At 48.7% G+C, this 18,368-nt stretch carries 6 protein-coding genes; all 6 read right to left on the bottom strand.

Features of this window, described 5'->3' with window-relative positions:
* Positions 1-58 precede the first annotated feature (58 nt).
* Positions 59-2,005 (bottom strand): ABC transporter permease, encoded by a 1,947-nt coding sequence (locus K0T92_RS18070; RefSeq protein ID WP_219873882.1) that lies wholly within the window; start codon positions 2,003-2,005, stop codon positions 59-61.
* Entirely contained in the window at positions 1,980-2,756 is a 777-nt protein-coding gene (locus tag K0T92_RS18065; protein WP_219873881.1) for an ABC transporter ATP-binding protein, read from the bottom strand. The genes K0T92_RS18070 and K0T92_RS18065 overlap by 26 nt, the downstream gene beginning before the upstream one ends.
* 135 nt (positions 2,757-2,891) lie before the next feature.
* Positions 2,892-3,989: a sensor histidine kinase gene (locus tag K0T92_RS18060; RefSeq protein ID WP_246628253.1), complete on the bottom strand. Its 1,098-nt coding sequence runs from the start codon at positions 3,987-3,989 to the stop codon at positions 2,892-2,894.
* Complete coding sequence (locus K0T92_RS18055) at positions 3,986-4,687, bottom strand: response regulator transcription factor (protein WP_219873880.1); 702 nt, start codon at positions 4,685-4,687, stop codon at positions 3,986-3,988. The genes K0T92_RS18060 and K0T92_RS18055 overlap by 4 nt, the downstream gene beginning before the upstream one ends.
* 445 nt (positions 4,688-5,132) lie before the next feature.
* A complete protein-coding gene (locus K0T92_RS18050; RefSeq protein WP_219873879.1) occupies positions 5,133-16,076 on the bottom strand; it encodes an amino acid adenylation domain-containing protein in 10,944 nt (3,647 codons plus the stop codon).
* Positions 16,077-16,197: 121 nt separating this feature from the next.
* Positions 16,198-18,368 (bottom strand): condensation domain-containing protein (locus K0T92_RS18045; protein ID WP_219873878.1); only part of this gene is annotated, 2,171 nt, incomplete at its 5' end.

Raw genomic sequence — 18,368 nt, 5'->3', positions numbered from 1 at the left:
AAGCGGCAGCAAAAAACCTCCAAGCCGGAGTAATGATGGCTTTAGAGGTTAATTAAAATTAAACGGCTGCCTGCAGCATCCTTCTCATATAATTGGAGCAGGCCACCGCAAAATAAAGCGTCTGCATGACGATATATATGCCTACGACAACACCTGCGTATAACCAGACATCGGATAGCAGAAGATTACCGAGCGCTTTCATCGCGAAAAAGGTATGCACGATGCCTACTATGACAGGTATGAAGAAAATCATGCCCACCTGTGCAACAACGATCCGGCGCACCTCGTTGGCTGCCATGCCGATTCGCGTCAATGCCCTGAACTGTGCCTGATCCTCCTTCAGCTCTGTGAACAGCTTAAAGTAAAGCATACTTCCGGATGCGATGAAGAACAGGAAGCTGACGAATAAACCGATGAACATCGTCAGTGCCGAAGTCTGCCTGACATACAGATAAGATTCCACCCGGTACGTCTGTGCCGCCTTTTCATAGGATGGATTGATCTGCGCACGCACCTTATTGACTGTGTCCTGCGCATTCTCCCAGCCTTTAATTTCGAATCCATAGGCAACCTTCAGCTTGCTTTTGGGCGTTTCCGCGGCCAACTTCTTATACTGCGCATCATCAACCACAAGTACATTCGTGAAACTCTGCACCGGCGCTACAATCGCTCCGAACCGGAAAGGATCCGCCTCTAAATTTGTCCACTTTCCATTTAATTGCACCTTAATGGAAGAGAAATTCAAGTCCAGCATATCCGACTGCTCCTTATAGGGAAACACCATCACAACCCGGTCAGGCTCAACGGACAGCTCCGGCATTTCCTTCAAGACGGCCACATGATTATAATCGGATTCTGACACAACAGTAGCGTGCCAGTCGTCTTCCAACAGCTTGCTTCCGTCCCCTTTCTGCACCTTCTCGGTCGGGATTCCTGCCAGGCTCACCTCATAATCAAGCTCAAATCCGTCTCCCTGTATAAGGTCGCGAACTTTGTCCGGATGGATCACCTCATGAGCATCGATACCATTCTCGACAAATCCGATCGTTTGCGGCGTTTGGGATAGAACCTGTTCTCTCCCGCCCTTTGCATACACATAGAATGTGCCGGAAGCGGTCAGAATGACTGCGCTCAGAATGGATACCATGAACAGAATTCGCGCATTATCCTTGAGCTTGAACGCCATTTGGGAGAGGATAATCATATTCGTCCGGTTATAAAAGAGCGCTTTGTTCCTCTGTGCCATACGAATTAACGCAATACTGCATTGCGTGAACAAGAAATAAGTTCCGATCGTAACCAGTCCCAGAATCGGCAAAATATAAAAAACGATATTGTTCATATTCATTGTATACGCCATTGCATATGCGCTGCCGAGGCAGATGATGGACAGAACCGACAGCCATATAGAAAACACAGGCAGTTTTTTCGGCTTGCTCGCTTCCTTGAGCAGTTCCACAATTTCCGTACGACCGATTCGGAGCGTCGTCAGAAAGGTTAGCAGAATAAACAGCAGGAAGAAGCCCACGACTGTGAAAAGCACAGCTTTCAGTGGAACTACAAATGGAATAGGGCTTGTTACCTTCAGCAGCACAGCCACCGCCATGAAGAACAGCTTGCTCAGCAGCATGCCGATCCCGATGCCAACCGCTATAGCAAACAGCGCGATAAAGATGCTCTCCAGCATGAGCATTCGCCGTATTTGCATTCTGGTCATTCCGAATAGAGTGAATAGTCCGAACTCTTTCTTCCGTGTCTTGAGAAACGCCGAATTGGCGTACAGCATGAAGAAGAATGAAAAAATAGCAACGATATATTCACAAGCGACCATCCCTTGACGAACACCAGCCGCCCCTTCAATATGACCGTTAATCACATCGGGATGAAAAATAAACGAGGCATACATATAGAACACAAATACAGAAAAAACACTGCTTAGGAAAAACGCGCTGTAAGCCCGCCAATTTCCCCGAATGCCACTAAGAGCGAGCGAACGGAATGTCATCGAAATTCCCTCCCAACACACTAAGAGCATCCAATATTTGCTGGAAGAACAACTGACGGTTTGTTCCCCGGCGAATTTCCGAGAAGAACTTGCCATCCTTAATAAAAATAATACGGCGGCAATAGCTCGCGGCGAACGGATCATGCGTTACCATGGCAATCGTAGCGCCCATCTCTTCATTTAAGCTTTTTAACGACTCCATAACGTCCTTAGCCGCCTTGGAGTCGAGATTTCCTGTCAATTCATCGGCGAGAAGTATCGAAGGTTGATGAATCATTGCCCGGGCAATAGCCGCTCTTTGCTTCTGGCCGCCAGACACCTCATAGGTTCTTTTCTCTAACAGGTTGGATATACCCAGAAGCTCTGCATAAGGACGCAGACTCTCCTCGATCTTGCGTGGCAATATGCCATCCAATACAAGAGGGAGAACAATATTCTCTTTAATCGACAAAGTGTCCAGCAGATTGAAATCCTGAAAAACAAATCCGAGCTCGCGTCTGCGGAACAGCGCAAGCTGCTTCTCATTCAGCTTCGTCGGTTCCTTGCCGTTAATCTCGATACGTCCAGAGGTCGGCTTGTCGATAGTAGCGAGCAGATTAAGCAGCGTTGTTTTACCGCTCCCCGAGGGTCCCATGATACCGACAAACTCACCCTTGCCTACCTCAAAATGAATATCCTCCAGCGCCTTATACGTAATATTGCCCTTGCTGCTATAAGTTTTGCAAAGCGCTTCTGTCTTCAATACACTCATTTCCTCGCGGCCTCCTAAAGTTATGCGAAGCAGTGGAGTCTTTCTTCGCAAGCATACGATTCATTAATTGCTATCAGTATACCCCTGGAGACAAGCGGATCCCCATCGATTTAACTTTCAATGCGAAGGCCAACCTTACAGATTCGTCACCTTGTCTGACAGCTGCTGCAAGCTGTGAGGCGTGAATGTGATCGTAGCAGTCGCGCCGTTCCCTTGTTCAGAATTCACTGTCAGCCTATGTCCCAGTTTACCGCAAACCTGCTTAGCCAAATAAAGCCCCATCCCTGTCGATTCCTCCACAAGCCTGCCATTGTCTCCTGTAAAAAAAGGATCATAGATGCGTGGAAGGTCATGAGCCGCAATGCCAATTCCTTCATCAATAACATGAAGCGCTACCCCGTCACTGCTGTGAAGAAGGGGCTCGATACGAATCAGAAGCTTCTTGCTCCCAGGCTTTTGCTTACTATATTTAATCGCATTCCCAATCAATTGATTAAGGACAAAGGCCAGCCATTTCTCATCACTTTGGACAATGCCCTCACCCTCAATCTGCGGATATATCTTATATCTGATACACAATCGTTTATATGTATTCACGACTCCTCTGGCCAAATCTTGCAGTCGCATCGTACGAATATGAACATCCACCTCAAACTTATCCAATCTTGCCGTATAGAGCATCATATCCAGCCCGCGTGTCAACCGGTCCGTCTCCTCCCGGATGCTTCGCAGATCCGGCTTCCAGGATGCTTCATGCACAGAATCCGCTTCATTGTCCTGCTGGGTGATAAGGTCAATTACCGCAATCGGTGTCTTCATCTGATGCACCCACTGGTGAATAAAGTGTTGATGCATCTCAAGCTGCCTTCGATAACGTCCAAGCTCGTCCATATAAGCCTCATGCTGCGCCCTCAGCAATTCTTGAACAGCCAACTGATCAGCCGTTACACCTGAACGGACTCTAAGCGAAGCATCCAATGACGATGCTTGGTGAATAGCCTCATTAAGCTGTGAATAATAAGGACGCTGGCGCATATAGTCGAACACAAGCCATAAAGCGACACAACACAGCACAAGCAGCCCCGTATACAAAACAGTATTCAGATTCATCGTAGAGGGATAATAAATCTCCCCCAGAATAATAGAAGCCCCGGACAGGGCCAGCGCTGCAATGAATATAATCAAATATCCCAATCGGTCGCGAAAATAACGCAGAAGCGTTACTTGCTTCATGATGTGCTTGCCCCCATATTCAGCTTGTACCCGCGCCCCCGTATCGTCTCAACAACGCCTTCCAGCCCGATTTCCTCAAACTTCTTCCGCAGGCGGGTAACATTAACAGTTAACGTATTGTCATCGACAAATTGAACATCATCCCATAAAGTCTCCAGCAGTCGCTCCCGGGCAACAATATGTCCGGCTTGCTTCATTAAGCATTCCGCGAGCAGACATTCATTTTTCGTCAAATCGACAGTTTGCCCTCTCCACTCCAGTTCATTCTTGCTCGTAAACAGCCGCAGGCCGCTTGCCTCCAGTTCCGTTGCCGAAGCGGCGGCTGCCGCATATTCACCATAGGTTCGCCGCAGCAGGCTTTTGATTTTGGCATGCAGCAGATCCAGTGGAATCGGTTTAGTCACATAATCATCGCCGCCGTTTTCAATGGCCATTACCTGATCCATTTCCCCCGCGCGTGCGGAAACAAAAATAATAGGCGCACTAGACACCGTACGGAACTGGCGGCACCAATAATAACCGTCGAAATGAGGAAGATGAATATCAAGCAGAATGAGATGCGGGTCTGTCTCAACCAATTCCTGCTTCAAATCATGAAATCTCGAACAGCGAACCGCCTCCAAGCCATACTTCATGAGCGAAAGCCTAAGAAGCTCCCCAATCTTATCGTCATCCTCAACTATGAAAATACGGTACATAATGATCGCTCCTTTCCACTATTGTAGTGAATCCCCTCTTCCCCTGCAAGAAACGATAGCAACACCGTAAAGATGCTTCTCATTCTATCCGCTGATCCTCTTGTACGCGCCTCAATAAAAGCAGCAAAGCAGCCCTTTGTACCTTTTAATCAGCATTTTAATAATAGTTATCTGTACTTCTCACTTACCATTGAATGCTCTTTAAACCCTCGAACTACTTTAAAACCCTATTCCAAGGCGTACTATGAATAGAATCTCTGCCCAACTGGAACCCTTTTGACTTGTGTGCCGACTACTAAGAAGGTAATCTCGGTGGAATGGAAACGCTGCCGAAGGGCGAGAATATTAATTAACTGATACAAAAAAAGGCACAGATTTCTCAAACAGTTTGAGGATCTGTGCCTTTTTAATTTTTGAGAGGTTTTAGCTTCTCAAATTTTTTACTCTAGTTAATGATTTTGTTCAAAATGTAATTCACTATATTCGCATTATTTTTCAAATGATCAGCCTGGAGCATATCCTGATGGCTACCCGATCCTTCATACTGCACATAGCCGGCATTACTGCTGTCATCCCATTGATTAATTGCCGAATCTTCATCTTCTAACTCAGGCTGTTCAGCAACGATGCAATGTAATTTGGCGTTAACCTTTCCTTCATTAATGAGATCATTTCGGTATAGAATATAAGAGCGCATTTTGTGGGATACTTGATTTCTAACGGATTCGCTCTCGAGAATGTCGGCATACTCTTCGTCCGCTCCGCCTAAGAAATAAGCAATCTCCTCCTCAATATGCTCATCGAACTCTTCCCGCTTCCGAACCGATTTTACCGAATCGAGCATTATAATATCGGATACGATACGTCCCCGCTTCTCCAATTCTTGTCCGACTTCAAAAGCAAGATTGCCTCCAATAGAGTAACCAAATAGTATCATAGCTCCTTCGGGCTGCGTCTTAATAAGAAGATCGGCATATTGGGCAACCGGATTTTCTTCATCGATAAAATCCAACGCATAGACAACAGCTGTTCCGTCCAAATGAACGGCAAGCTGCTTATAACGCACTCCGTATCCTACCAACGGCGGGAAGCAAAACAGGTTCTTTCGCCCGTTGTTATTGAACTTCGTAATATAATTTGAAGCATGCTTGGCATATTCATTGTCTCTTACGACATGAGCTAAGGACTCCACCGACTGATGCTCATACAAGGTCCGAAACGGAAGCTCGACTCCCAATCTTTCATATACTAGATGGATAACTTCCATAAGCTTCAGTGAATGGCCGCCTAGCTCAAAAAAATTGTCGTTTACACCCACTTTAGTAATTCCAAGAACTTTTTTCCATATTTCTGAAAGCTCCGTTTCAAGTCTGTTCCTCGGTTCCACAAACGACACCTGGCTAACGAGACTTCTATCTAGCATAGGAAGCCCTTTACGATCTAACTTTCCGTTTGCCAGCAACGGGAAAGTCTCAAGCTCAATTAAATAAGATGGGATCATGTAATGTGGCAACCTCTTTTGCAGATGTTGGCGCAGCAGGCCAATGCTTCCGGAATCTTGAAGAAGCACATAGGCACATAGGCCAAGCTCTCCGTTCTCATTGTTCAACGGAATAACGGCTGCCTTCCGAACTCCAGGAGCCGCAAGCAACTGCTTCTCAATCTCGGCAAGCTCCACACGATATCCCCTGATTTTGACTTGATCATCTTTTCTTCCTACCAATTGAATGGTTCCGTCCGACAAATAGCGGCCAAGATCGCCGGTCCGATAAAATTTACCAAACATAATTTCGGAATTGACGAATCTCATTTTCGTGAGTTCAGAATCGCCGAGATAGCCCTCGCTTAACCCATCACCACCAATCCATAACTCTCCCACCGCTCCTACCGGCTGCAGTTGATTGGAGGAGCCAACAATCAGCGCTTTCGTGTTAGCAATCGGTCTGCCGATCACAGGTTTGCTGTTGAAATGCTGCCAGTCGTCCGGTTCGATCGAATGAGCAATGCACCCGATCGTCGTTTCGGTCGGACCGTAATGGTTCATAAATCGCGTTTCGGCATAAAAGCGGCGATAACGTCCGATATCCTCCAGCTTGATGGGCTCTCCTCCCAATACAATCCAGCGTAAACAATGGTTGCCGCATCTGCGAATATGCTGTGGCTCCCTGACGAGATTCTGGAACAAAGACGGAGCCAACTTTACATAAGTCAATTCCGTTTCTCCTACATATGACCAGAAATAAACGGGATCCATATATCTCTCCTTCCTCATAAGGTGGACCTCACATCCGCTTATTAAAGCCGGGAAGAGACTCGTATAGCCCAAATCGAAAGAATACGAGGAGACGAGAACCGTTTTATCGTTATATGTCAGCCCCGTTTGTCCGGCAAACCAGCAGGAATAATTAATCAGGCTCCGATGCCGAATCGGCACCCCTTTCGGTTGCCCCGTTGTACCCGAAGTATAAATAATATATGCATTATGCTCATACCCAACTTCCGAGGACGGGGTGGAATCAGATAAACCGGAGGTTGGACATTGTTCCATGCAGACCACTTTTCCAAGAAGATTTTCGTCAACCTCGTATGCCCTTTGAGTCAAGATCAGTTCCGCATTGCTGAGCTCCAACATGTAGGCCCTTCTCTCAGAAGGCAATTCCGGATCAAGCGGCAAAAAAGTCCCTCCTGATTTCAAAATGGCAAGCATCCCGGAAACTAGATCAATCGATGGCTCCATGAGCAAAGCAACGACCTTTCCCGGTCGAATGCCCCTTCCCCTCAAGAAATGAGCAAGCCGGTTGGCCCTCTCATTCAACTCGCTATAAGTCAACCGTTTCTCATGGTCAACAACCGCTATCCCATTAGGGGTTCGCATCACCTGCTCTTCGAACAGTTGATGAATGGTGCAGGCACCTGGGTAAGCTCTCTGCGTGCCGTTGAAATCGTTCATCAAACTATTCAGTTCGCGCTCGTTCCATAATTCGATTTTATGCATCCGAACATCCGGATCTATCGATACGGCTTTGAGGAGTTCGATGAAATGATCCGCCATTTTCTGAATCGTTTCGTTATGGAACAAAGCTATACTGTATTGGAAAAGAAGAACGAGACTTTCCGTTTCCTCTGTCGCTCGAAGCGTCAAATCAAACTTCGCCGCTGTGCTCCCTGTCCCATAAGGCGCAAAACCGAGCCGTTCTTCACCTGCAGCCGCTTCTTCCATTCCGCTTGCCTGCCGCGTTTCTCCTCCGCTCCTGCTCTGCATTACGAACATCGTATCGAACAGCGGATTCCGGCTTAGATCCTTCCGGACATCCAGCTTCTCCACCAGCTCCTCGAACGGGTAGTCTTGATTCTCGAACGCCTCCAGCGTCTTCTCCTTCACTTCTTCCACATACTCTCGGAACGTTTTCTCTCCACTTGGACTCGTCCGAAGCGCCAGCGTCCCGACGAACATCCCGATCAGCTTCTCCAAATCCGCATGCGGTCTTCCCGCTATCGGCGTACCGACCACGATGTCCTCTTGTCCCGTGTACCGGTGCAGCAGTGTCGTATACGCCGCCAGCAGCACCATGTACAGCGTCGCTCCCGTTTCCTGCGCCAGACGCTTCAGTCCTTCCAGCGTCTCCTTCTCTACGCCGAAGCCAACCGCCTCGCCTTCAAACCGCTGCACCGCCGGACGCGCATAGTCCGTCGCCAGTTCAAGCACCGGCAGCTCGCCCGCAAACGTCTCCAGCCAGTAGGCCTCCTGCTTCCGCATCGCTTCGCTCGACGCCAGCTTTCTTTGCCATGCCGCATAATCCCGGTATTGAATCCGCAGCTCCGACAATGATTCTCCCGCGTACAGACGCATCCATTCCCCGATCATCAGCTCCGTCGACAGCCCGTCCGATATGATATGGTGCATATCGAACAGCAGCAGGTGATCCTCGCTCGTCACGCGCACGACCTCCGCCCGCAGCAGTGGAGCCTGCGCCAGGTCAAACGGTCTCACAAACGATTCCGCTTGGCGCTGCAGCTCCTCTTCATCCGCCGCCTCTTGCACCTTCAGATGAAGTTCTACTCCTTCCTGCACCCGCTGCACCGGCTCTCCGTCCACGATTTCAAATGACGTTCTCAACGATTCGTGACGAGTGATCAAGCGTCGGAACGCTTCCTCCGCACGGACAAGGTCCAGCTCCCCCGACACCCGGTACATGCTTGGCATGTTGTAGCTGATCTGCCCTTCTTCCAACTGGTTCAGGATATACATCCGCTTTTGCGCCGACGATACCGCGTAGTAGTCGCTGTTCGCCACCGGCTCGATCGACGCGTAGTCCGTCTTCTCCATTCCGCCGATCGCTTCCGCCAGCTCTGCCAGCCTCGGCGACTGGAACACCGTCCGCAGCGGCACGTTCACATGCAACGCTTTGTGCAGCTGCGCCACCAGCGTCGTCGCTTTCAGCGAATGGCCGCCCAGTTCGAAGAAATGGTCCTGCCTTCCGACACGCTCCACGCCTAGCACCTGCTGCCATAGTTCCGCCAGCTTCTTCTCCAGCTCTGTTGCCGGCGCCTCATATGCCGCTCGCGCCACATCGCTTCCTTCCGGCGCCGGCAATGCCTTCCGGTCCAGCTTCCCGTTCGATGTCAGCGGCAGCCGCTCCAGATGAACAAAGTAGGACGGCACCATGTAGCCCGGCAGCTTCTCGATCAGAGCCGCGCGCAGTTCCGCCGCGACTAGCTCCTTCTCTGTCACCACATAGGCGCACAGATACGCTTCCAGCGCTTCTTCCCACGCCAGCACGGCCGCTTCCTTCACCCCTTCCACCTTCAGCAGCTGCGCTTCGATCTCTCCCAGCTCGATTCGGTAGCCACGGATTTTCACCTGATGGTCGATCCGGCCCAAATATTCAACCGTACCGTCCAGCTGCCGGCGCGCCAAATCCCCAGTCCGGTACATCCGCTCGCCTGGGCGGTACGGGTTCGCGATAAATTTCTCCTCCGTCAATTCCGCTCGGTTCAAGTAACCGTTTGATACGCCGTCTCCTCCGATATACATTTCGCCAGGAACGAGGTAGGGAACCGGTCGAAGTCCTTCATCCAGAAGATAGATAGAGACATTGTCAGCTGGCGTCCCGATCGGCACCGACGCCCTTTGCTCCGCATCCGCATCGTAAAGATGAATCATACAGCCCACAACCGTTTCCGTCGGGCCATATTCATTATAGATCTGAATATTTCCGTTGAACTTCTTATATATTTTTCCAGCTAAATCCGCGCTTAGATTCTCACCACCAACGATCAACCTGCGCACTCGACTTCCGTTGCAATTACAATCGAGAAGCAAAGAAAGATGAGTTGGAGTAAGCTTAATAATATCGCACTTGTTGTCTTCTACAATCCGACGGATGGACATAACTTTATCCGGTTCGTTATAGATGACAACCGTCCGTCCAGAGATAAGAGGAACAAATATCGACGTAACCGTCAAATCAAAAGCGATCGACGAGTAAAGCGGAAAATCACCGCCGTCCGGAACATAGACCTTTTTGGCCCACCAAATATAGTTAGAAAGACCTTGATGGGTAATCATCGAACCTTTCGGAAGACCAGTCGTGCCCGATGTGAACATAATATAAGCCAGATCTGCCCCTGAGCAGCCGGAAGCAATATTATCCGATTCACCTTCATATATCGATTGGTCATCCAAATAGATGATTTCCGCACCGATGTTGGCGGCATTCATGAACGATTGCATTAGAAACAGTGAAGCACCACTTTCCTTCAGCATGGCCGTGACCCGCTCAGCTGGATGATCCGGATCAATCGGAATATAAGCGGCTCCGGCCTTCATTACCGCAAGCAGTCCGATTAGCAGTTCAAAAGAATGTTCCGCCATAACAGCTACATGATGTCCTCTTGAGCAGCCTTTTCTCTTCAGCAGTCGGGCCAATTGATTGGCTCTCTCATTCAGTTCCCTATAGGTGAGGTGGGCATCTTTATTCGAGGCGGCAATACGATCCGGCTCAGATGCCGCCTGACGCTCGAACAGTGTAAAGACAGTCTCTTCACGCGGATAATCGACATCCGTGACGTTGTGCCTGTAGATCAGCTCATTCGACTCTTCGTCACCGACAATGGCGATTTCTTGAATCGGCGATTCAACGCAATCGGCAATAAAGGTTATTATTTGCAGCAAATGCCTCTTCATCTGCTCAATGCCGATGCCGCTATATAAGTTTGCGTTGTATTTGAACTGCAGGGAGTACTGCGGACCAGGTACGACGATAACATTGAGATCGTAGTTGGTCTGTTCAAAGATCGCTACGTTCCGAATGCCCAATTTTTTTTGACCGTCTGCCTCATCCCGATCATTCCCGCTCTCCATTGCCGCTTCCGTCGGAATATTTTCAAAGATGAGAATATGATCGAACAGCTGCTGTCTAAGACTAGAATTTGCCTGAATCTCGTACAGCGGATAAAAATCATACTGTGCGGAAGATAAGGCCGCAGCTTGATTGATCTTTAACGCCTCTGAAAAGCGGACTCCTTCTCCAACGTTAATTCGAACCGGAATTGTGTTGATAAAAAGTCCGATCATCTCTTCAATGCCTGTCACTTCGGGAGGTCTGCCCGATACGACGGTTCCAAATACGACATCTCGGCTCCGGTTATAGTTTTGAAGGAGCAGCCCCCACGCCGTCTGTATAACGATATTCATCGTAACTTGCTGATCGGCCGCGAGTCGAACTAATTTCTCCGTCAACCGCGTGTCCAAGACAAGCGTGCTTTCATTCGCATCATACTTCTCAAATCCGCTGCTTATTTTCTTGTAAGGAAGCTCCGTTCGTTCATCGAGTCCCTCTAAATATTGCTGCCAATAAATCTTTGCGTTCTCTTCATTCTGACGATCCAGCCATTCTATAAATAATCGGTAGGAGTGCGCCGTTTGCAGGATCGGCTCTTGACCGCTGCGATAACCGTCATAGATTCCGAATAACTCATCAGCCACTCTGGAGATGCACCAACCGTCCATCAGAATATGATGAAAGCTCCATATGACATAATGAGAGGCATCGTTGCGCTTTAATACCGTCACCCGCATCAGACGCTCATTTCCGATCCTGAATCCTTTTTCCCTGTCCTTCTTTTTAACCGACGCCATATAGGCTTCTTGATCCTCTGCCTCCGAAATATCCTCATAGTCAATAGAATAGAGTCGGGTTTGCATAATTAGCTGAAGCGGCTTGTCCAGCGTCTCAGTATCATAAACAGCCCGAAACACTTCATGGCGTTCGACTACCTTATTCAGACTCTTCTCGAATAGCGTCACATCGAAATCCCCGTCCAAATCAAAACATGTTTGCTCGAAATACGCATCGGAGCCTTGATCATAGACGGAGTAGAAATACATGCCGTTTTGCAGCGGTGTCAGCGGATAAATATCCTGAATTCGTCCTTCCTTACTCCACTTTTGCTGCATATCGATCAGACTTTCCAGACTAACGCCTGAATAGAAAATATCGCTCGGGGTGCATTCAGCTTCCGTCCTATTTACACAATGCACAATGATGTCTTGAAGATTCTTGAGGAACGATGAAGCAAGAAGGGATATCGTCGCTTCTTCATATTCCTTGCCGTTGTAATTGATCGAGACGGATAGACGCCCCCCCGAGACCATTCCGTTAATGTCGAGCGCAGCTTTCCGCTTGCTGTTCTCATTCATAGTACTCCCAGACGGGAAAGGAGACATTTGAATATCCGTATCTTCCGTATCCTGGTCGAATTGTCCTAAATAGTTAAAGCTGATTTCCGGATCCAAACGGCCTAATTCTGCAGTCCCTTCCCCGGATAAATACCGCATGATGCCGTATCCCGCTCCTTTTTGGGGGATGGCGCGCAGCGTTTCTTTTACCTTTTTGATTTGGTAAGAAAGATCACTATTGTACGGAATATCCAGAACAACAGGGTATTGCGAAGTAAACCAGCCGACCGTTCGATTAATATTGATTCCCGTTATAATCGGTTCGCGTCCATGCCCTTCCATCGTAACCGCTATCTTGGAGCTTCCAGTCCATCCTTGTACGGCACGTCCTAAAGCAGCTAGTAAAATATCCCCGATCTCCGTAAAGTAAGCGGAATTGACCTGCGTCAACAAAAGCTCGGTTTCTTCTTCTCCCAATTGAAGCTCCACCATTGCGGAATCGGCAATCCGGGATTTGGAGAGCACATAGTCTCTTGGAAGCGGATCAATGACCGTTCGCTCAACCTCGGCCCAATAGGTGGCCTCTCCTGCAAACTCGGCGCTTGTGGCATACTCTCGAAGGGAGTTGCCCCATTCTTGCACAGAGTGAGTTTTCAAAGGGAATTGTAGAGGACTTCCTTCCTCCAACAGCTTGTAGCCTCCAGAAAAATCTTCGAAAATAATCCGCCAAGATACCCCGTCTACAGCAAGATGATGGATAGCGATCAGCAGGTGGTCGCCTCTATCCGTTTTGAATAATCCTAATTTGACTAGAGGCCCTTCGTTCAAATCGATAGAAGCTTGCAGCCGGTTCGCTTCTGTTTCAATCGCTTGAGCCAGTTCAATGCCGTCCAATCCAATAAATGCTATCGTTTCGAATGTATAAAGCGGCTGTTCAACGGCTTTAATCTGCCCTCGGTACGATCCCTCGCTATCTTTGAAATACACGCTCCGCAAACCGTCATGATGCTCGAGGATGCCGTCGAATACACCTTTTACTATATTTTCGTCGTAGCCCGATTCCTTATATAGCATAACCGCCTGATTCCAGTGATTCATTTGTACAAATTGCTGCTCGAAAAACCACTCTTGCATAGGCAGCAGCGGCAATTCGCCCGTAACCGGCCCTTGATCGATTTGCTCATCGATTTGTTGAATGTGAGGCGTTACATCGGCAATAGTTGCGTACCGGAATAATGTTTTCATCTCCAGTTTATAGCCAATGTTATTTAATCTGGCGCACACCTGAATGCCTTTAATCGAATCTCCGCCCAGCTTGAAGAAATTGTCTGTAACGCCGATCCGTTTTTTCCCAAGCACCGACGACCAAATCGAGACAAGATGTTCTTCCAGCGCTGTCGACGGCGCCACATACTCGTCCTCTTTAGAATTGTCAGGCGCCGGCAAAGCCTTCCTGTCGATCTTGCCGCTAACGGTTAACGGCAGCTGATTCAACCGAACGAAGTAGACCGGAATCATATACTCCGGAATACGATTCGCCATATGCGCTCTTAACATGTCGGCATGAACTTCTGACTCAGAGGTATAGTATGCGCATAGTGACTCGGTTGCTTCATCGCTCGAAAGTTTGATGACGATCGCTTCTTTGACAGCCTCATGAGACTGAAGGACGAATTCAATCTCAGCCAATTCGATGCGGTAGCCCCTAATCTTCACCTGCTGATCGATTCTGCCCAAATATTCAATATTCCCGTCGCTGCGCCACTTGGCCAAATCTCCCGTCTTGTAGATCCGTTCCGCATCAGGAAGCCGTACGGGCCGATCAATAAACTTCTCAGCGGTTAAATCCGTCCGATTCATGTATCCTCTGGCCAGGCCCATGCCGGAAATGCATAATTCCCCAGACACACCGACAGGCTGAGGGTGTCCATCCGGATCAAGGATATGAATTTTCGTATTTTGAATAGGTTTGCCGATCGGGACCGTCCTGTCCGTTAGACCACCTGTACAGTCATAGTACGTAACATCAATGGTTGCCTCTGTCGGACCGTATAAATTAATAAGCCTCGTCCCGAACGGCTGTCCCAACCGTTCATCGAATTTTTGTACATGGTGCAGCCCCAGCGCTTCACCGCTTGTAAATATCCTCTTCAATGAAGCCAATGCCGACCTATCTTTCAAACTATCGACATAATCAAGAAAGGCATGGAACATCGACGGCACAAAATGAATAATGTTCACTTGTTTGGCTTCTATTTCCCGAATGATCACGTCGGGAAGCTTCTCCCCTTCAGGCTGAAGCATTACGACGGACGCTCCGCCTATGATCCACAAAAACAACTCCCATACAGACACATCGAATACGAACGGCGTTTTATGAAGAATAACATCGGTTTCCAACAACCGATACTCGTTCTGCATCCATTCTAGCCGGTTCATTAGCGAGACATGCTCAACCATGACCCCTTTCGGTTGGCCTGTGGAGCCAGACGTATAAATGACGTAAGCAAGATCGCTTGGAGCGTTTTCCGGCAAAACGACGGAACTGTCTTCCGAATCTGCATCCGTGTTCGACGAATCCAATATAATTCTGTTTCCGTCAAAAGGTATGGCCTCGCAAATCGCCTCGTTTTGGAGAAGCAGCACCATCGTTTGACTGTTCTGCAGCATATATTGAATCCGTTCGGCAGGCAGACTCGGGTCGATTGGCAAATAGGCTCCCCCTGCCTTCATTATCCCGAGTATTCCAACCATCATCTCCAGCGACCGCTTCGCGGCAATAGCTATTACCCTGTTCCTGCCAACCCCTTGGCGGATCAACTCAGCGGCTACCCGTGAGGCTTTATCGTTCAATTGCTTATAGGTGAGGCTCTGTTGCTCAAATCGGATGGCAATTCGATCAGGATGCTGTTCCGCTCTATTCTCGAACAGGCGATGTATGGTCATCCCATCCATGAACGGCCGGTCTGTTTCATTCCAATTCTCCTGCTGTTTTCTGCCAGACTCGGACAATAGCGTCAAATTGGAAACCGGAATATCCAGTTCAGAACTGACAGCTCCCGTCATTAATTGAATCAGATGTTCGGCAATCAAGCTTACCGTCTCCTGATGGTAGAGTTCCGAATTATAATCAACCGTTATTTCCAATCCGCTATCTTGCGGGCTCACGGAAATAAGCAAATTCTGTTCGAAAGGAGACCGGATTTCCCTATCGTGAACGGTGTTTACAAGAACGGTAATATCCGGCCAGCGGGGATCCTCTTCCGTATTCATAAGCTGGCTTAGTGGGAAACGATCGTGCTCATAGGCTTCTATTAACGTTTGTCGAACATTCCGAACCAACGTTTTGAAGCTTTCCTCGCTTCTCAGCTCCGTACTCACAGGCAATATGGTTGCAGACTTGCCTTCCTGATCCGAACGGTAAGTCGGCGTTCCGATGACAAGGGAGGTTTGGCCTGTATATTTGTAAACACACACCTTAACAATCGCTATAATGAAAGCGTGCAATAAGTAATCCGAATTTTTACAAATCTTTTGTATCGAAAAGTGAAGCTCCTCGCTACAGGCAAGTCTAATGGACGACAGACTGTTTTTCCTTGGATTCGCAGCTGAAAAGTCGGGAGTGAACACGGTTCCCTCTATTGCGTTTATTTTATTAGACCAGTAATCACGGTCGTTTAGCGTCTCTCTGTCGTATACAAAGACCATTTTGTCTCTCCTCTTATTTGAAGGTATCATGCGGAGAAACCAACAGGATAATAACGGCATACCCTTCGTTAGGTTAGATATGCCGTTATTGTCTTCTTCTTGGTGGTATATGGTATCTGATTTAGAAGTCTATCTCTGCCAGTTCAAGCCGTGCTTCCTGTTTTTGATGCGGCATGGAAAGCGGAATATCCGCAATCATTGCTTCCGGCTGGTGCACGATATGCTCCAGCAATTTAATGAAATGTCCAGCCATTATGTCGATGCTTTCTCGTTTGAAAAGTTTCGTACAATATTCCAGGTTCATATCCAATGTGCCCAATGCTTCATTCTCCATGGCGTACAGCGTCAGATCCACTTTGGATACATAATGATCATCGCCAAGCGGAGTGAAGGATAATGAAAGATGCTCTTTTTTCGACGATTCGTTATCCGGTATATTTTGCAGTGCGAACATCGTACTGAATATCGGATTTCGGCTCGGATCCCTCGGCAGACTCAAATTTGCCGCCAACTCCTCCAACGGATAACTTTGGTTCTCAAAAGCGAGCAAGGCGTTCTCTTTGACTTCCAGAACAAAATCACTAAACGGTTTGTTGGGCAACGGGTAGTTTCTCAACGCAACCGTCCCGACGAACATACCGATGATTTTTTCGAGATCTGCATGCGACCGACCTGCAACCGGCGTTCCAACAATAATATCTTCTTGTCCGGTATATTTGGACAACAGAGCGGTATATGCCGCCAACAGTATCATATACATAGTCGCTCCGGTAGAAGCAATCAGCTTTCGCAGCCCCGCTGCCGTCTCTTGTTCGATACGGAAGTTGACCGCGGCCCCTTCGAAGCTCTGGATGGACGGACGAGGATAATCGGTATGCAGGTTCAACACTGGAACCTCCCCGGAAAAGCGCTCAAGCCAGTAAGCTTTAATCTTGTTGTACGCTTTGCTTTGCGCAATATCGCGCTCCCACACGGCGTAGTCTTTGTACTGCAGTCTAAGCTCCGTCAACGTTTCTCCTTGATATAACCGGATAAACTCCTCTACCAGAATCGACAAAGAAGTCCCGTCCGAAATAATATGATGCATATCAAGCAGCAAGATATGGCGGTCCGTACCGATCTCCGTCAGCCCTATCCGCAATAGCGTATGCTGGGAAAGATCGAATGGACGAACAAATTTGAGAATGTGATCGTGTATCTTCGACTCATCTGCAAAACTGTCATACTCAATAACCAGAGGAACCCCTTCATGAACGAACTGAACCACTTCCTCCTCTACAATACCAAAGGATGTACGAAGCGATTCGTGGCGTTCAAGAAGCGTTCGGAACACCTCCTCTACCCTTTCTGTATCCAGCTTTCCTTCTATTAGATAGGTTACTGGAATATTGTAGCTGGCTTCCACCCCTTCCAGCTGGCTTAATGCATACATACGTTTCTGAGCGGAAGAGACCGGATAATAGGCGCGTGTTTCTGTCTTTACAATAGAATTAAATTCTTCTTTTTCCATTTTAGATATTCTTTCAGCCAATTCAGCCAAAGAAGAAGTCTGAAAAATATCACGAAGATGGATGCTCACATTCAATTCTTTATGCAGCTGCGCTACCAACATCGTCGCCTTTAGCGAATGACCGCCCAGCTCGAAGAAATTATCCTTCGCCCCGACTTGCGCGATACCCAGCACGCTTTGCCAGATTTCCGCCAGCTTCGCTTCCAGTTCCGTCCGCGGCGCTACGTAGCTTTCGCCTCCCATAGCGCTCCGCTCCGGCTCCGGCAGTCCTCTCCGATCCACCTTCCCGTTCGGCGTCAGCGGCACCTCGGTCAATTCTACGAAGAACGCCGGCACCATGTAGCTTGGCAGTTGGCTTCCCACATATCGGCGAAGCTCCGCTGCTTCCAGCTTGCCGTGACCAACCACATACGCGCACAGATAGGAATCCGCTCCCTTATCCTGACGCGCAATCACTACCGCTTCCTTCACCTGCTCGTGTCGCTGCAGAACCGCCTCGATCTCGCCCAGCTCGATCCGGTAGCCCCGGATTTTCACCTGCTCGTCAATCCGGCCCAAATAGTCCAGGTTGCCGTCCGGCAGCCATCTCGCCAAATCTCCCGTCCGGTACAGCCGCTCTCCGTTCGGATGCTGCACAAACTTCTCTTCCGTCAGCTCCGGGCGGTTCAGGTAGCCGCGCGCCAAGCCCGCTCCCGCGATGCACAGCTCTCCGGCTACCCCGATCGGCTGCTCCCTGAGCCGATCATCCATGACATACAGCCGCGTATTGGACAACGGCTTCC

This window comes from Paenibacillus oenotherae (genome assembly GCF_019443105.1).
In the GTDB taxonomy this organism is placed as follows: Bacteria; Bacillota; Bacilli; order Paenibacillales; family Paenibacillaceae; genus Paenibacillus_Z; species Paenibacillus_Z oenotherae.
This window is presented reverse-complemented; position numbering and strand designations above follow the sequence as displayed.

Excerpts from the sequence above, each read along its gene's own strand:
- K0T92_RS18070 (WP_219873882.1), bottom strand. The coding sequence starts at position 2,005 with ATGACATTCCGTTCGCTCGCTCTTAGTGGCATTCGGGGAAATTGGCGG.
- K0T92_RS18065 (WP_219873881.1), bottom strand. The coding sequence starts at position 2,756 with ATGAGTGTATTGAAGACAGAAGCGCTTTGCAAAACTTATAGCAGCAAG.
- K0T92_RS18060 (WP_246628253.1), bottom strand. The coding sequence starts at position 3,989 with ATGAAGCAAGTAACGCTTCTGCGTTATTTTCGCGACCGATTGGGATAT.
- K0T92_RS18055 (WP_219873880.1), bottom strand. The coding sequence starts at position 4,687 with ATGTACCGTATTTTCATAGTTGAGGATGACGATAAGATTGGGGAGCTT.
- K0T92_RS18050 (WP_219873879.1), bottom strand. The coding sequence starts at position 16,076 with ATGGTCTTTGTATACGACAGAGAGACGCTAAACGACCGTGATTACTGG.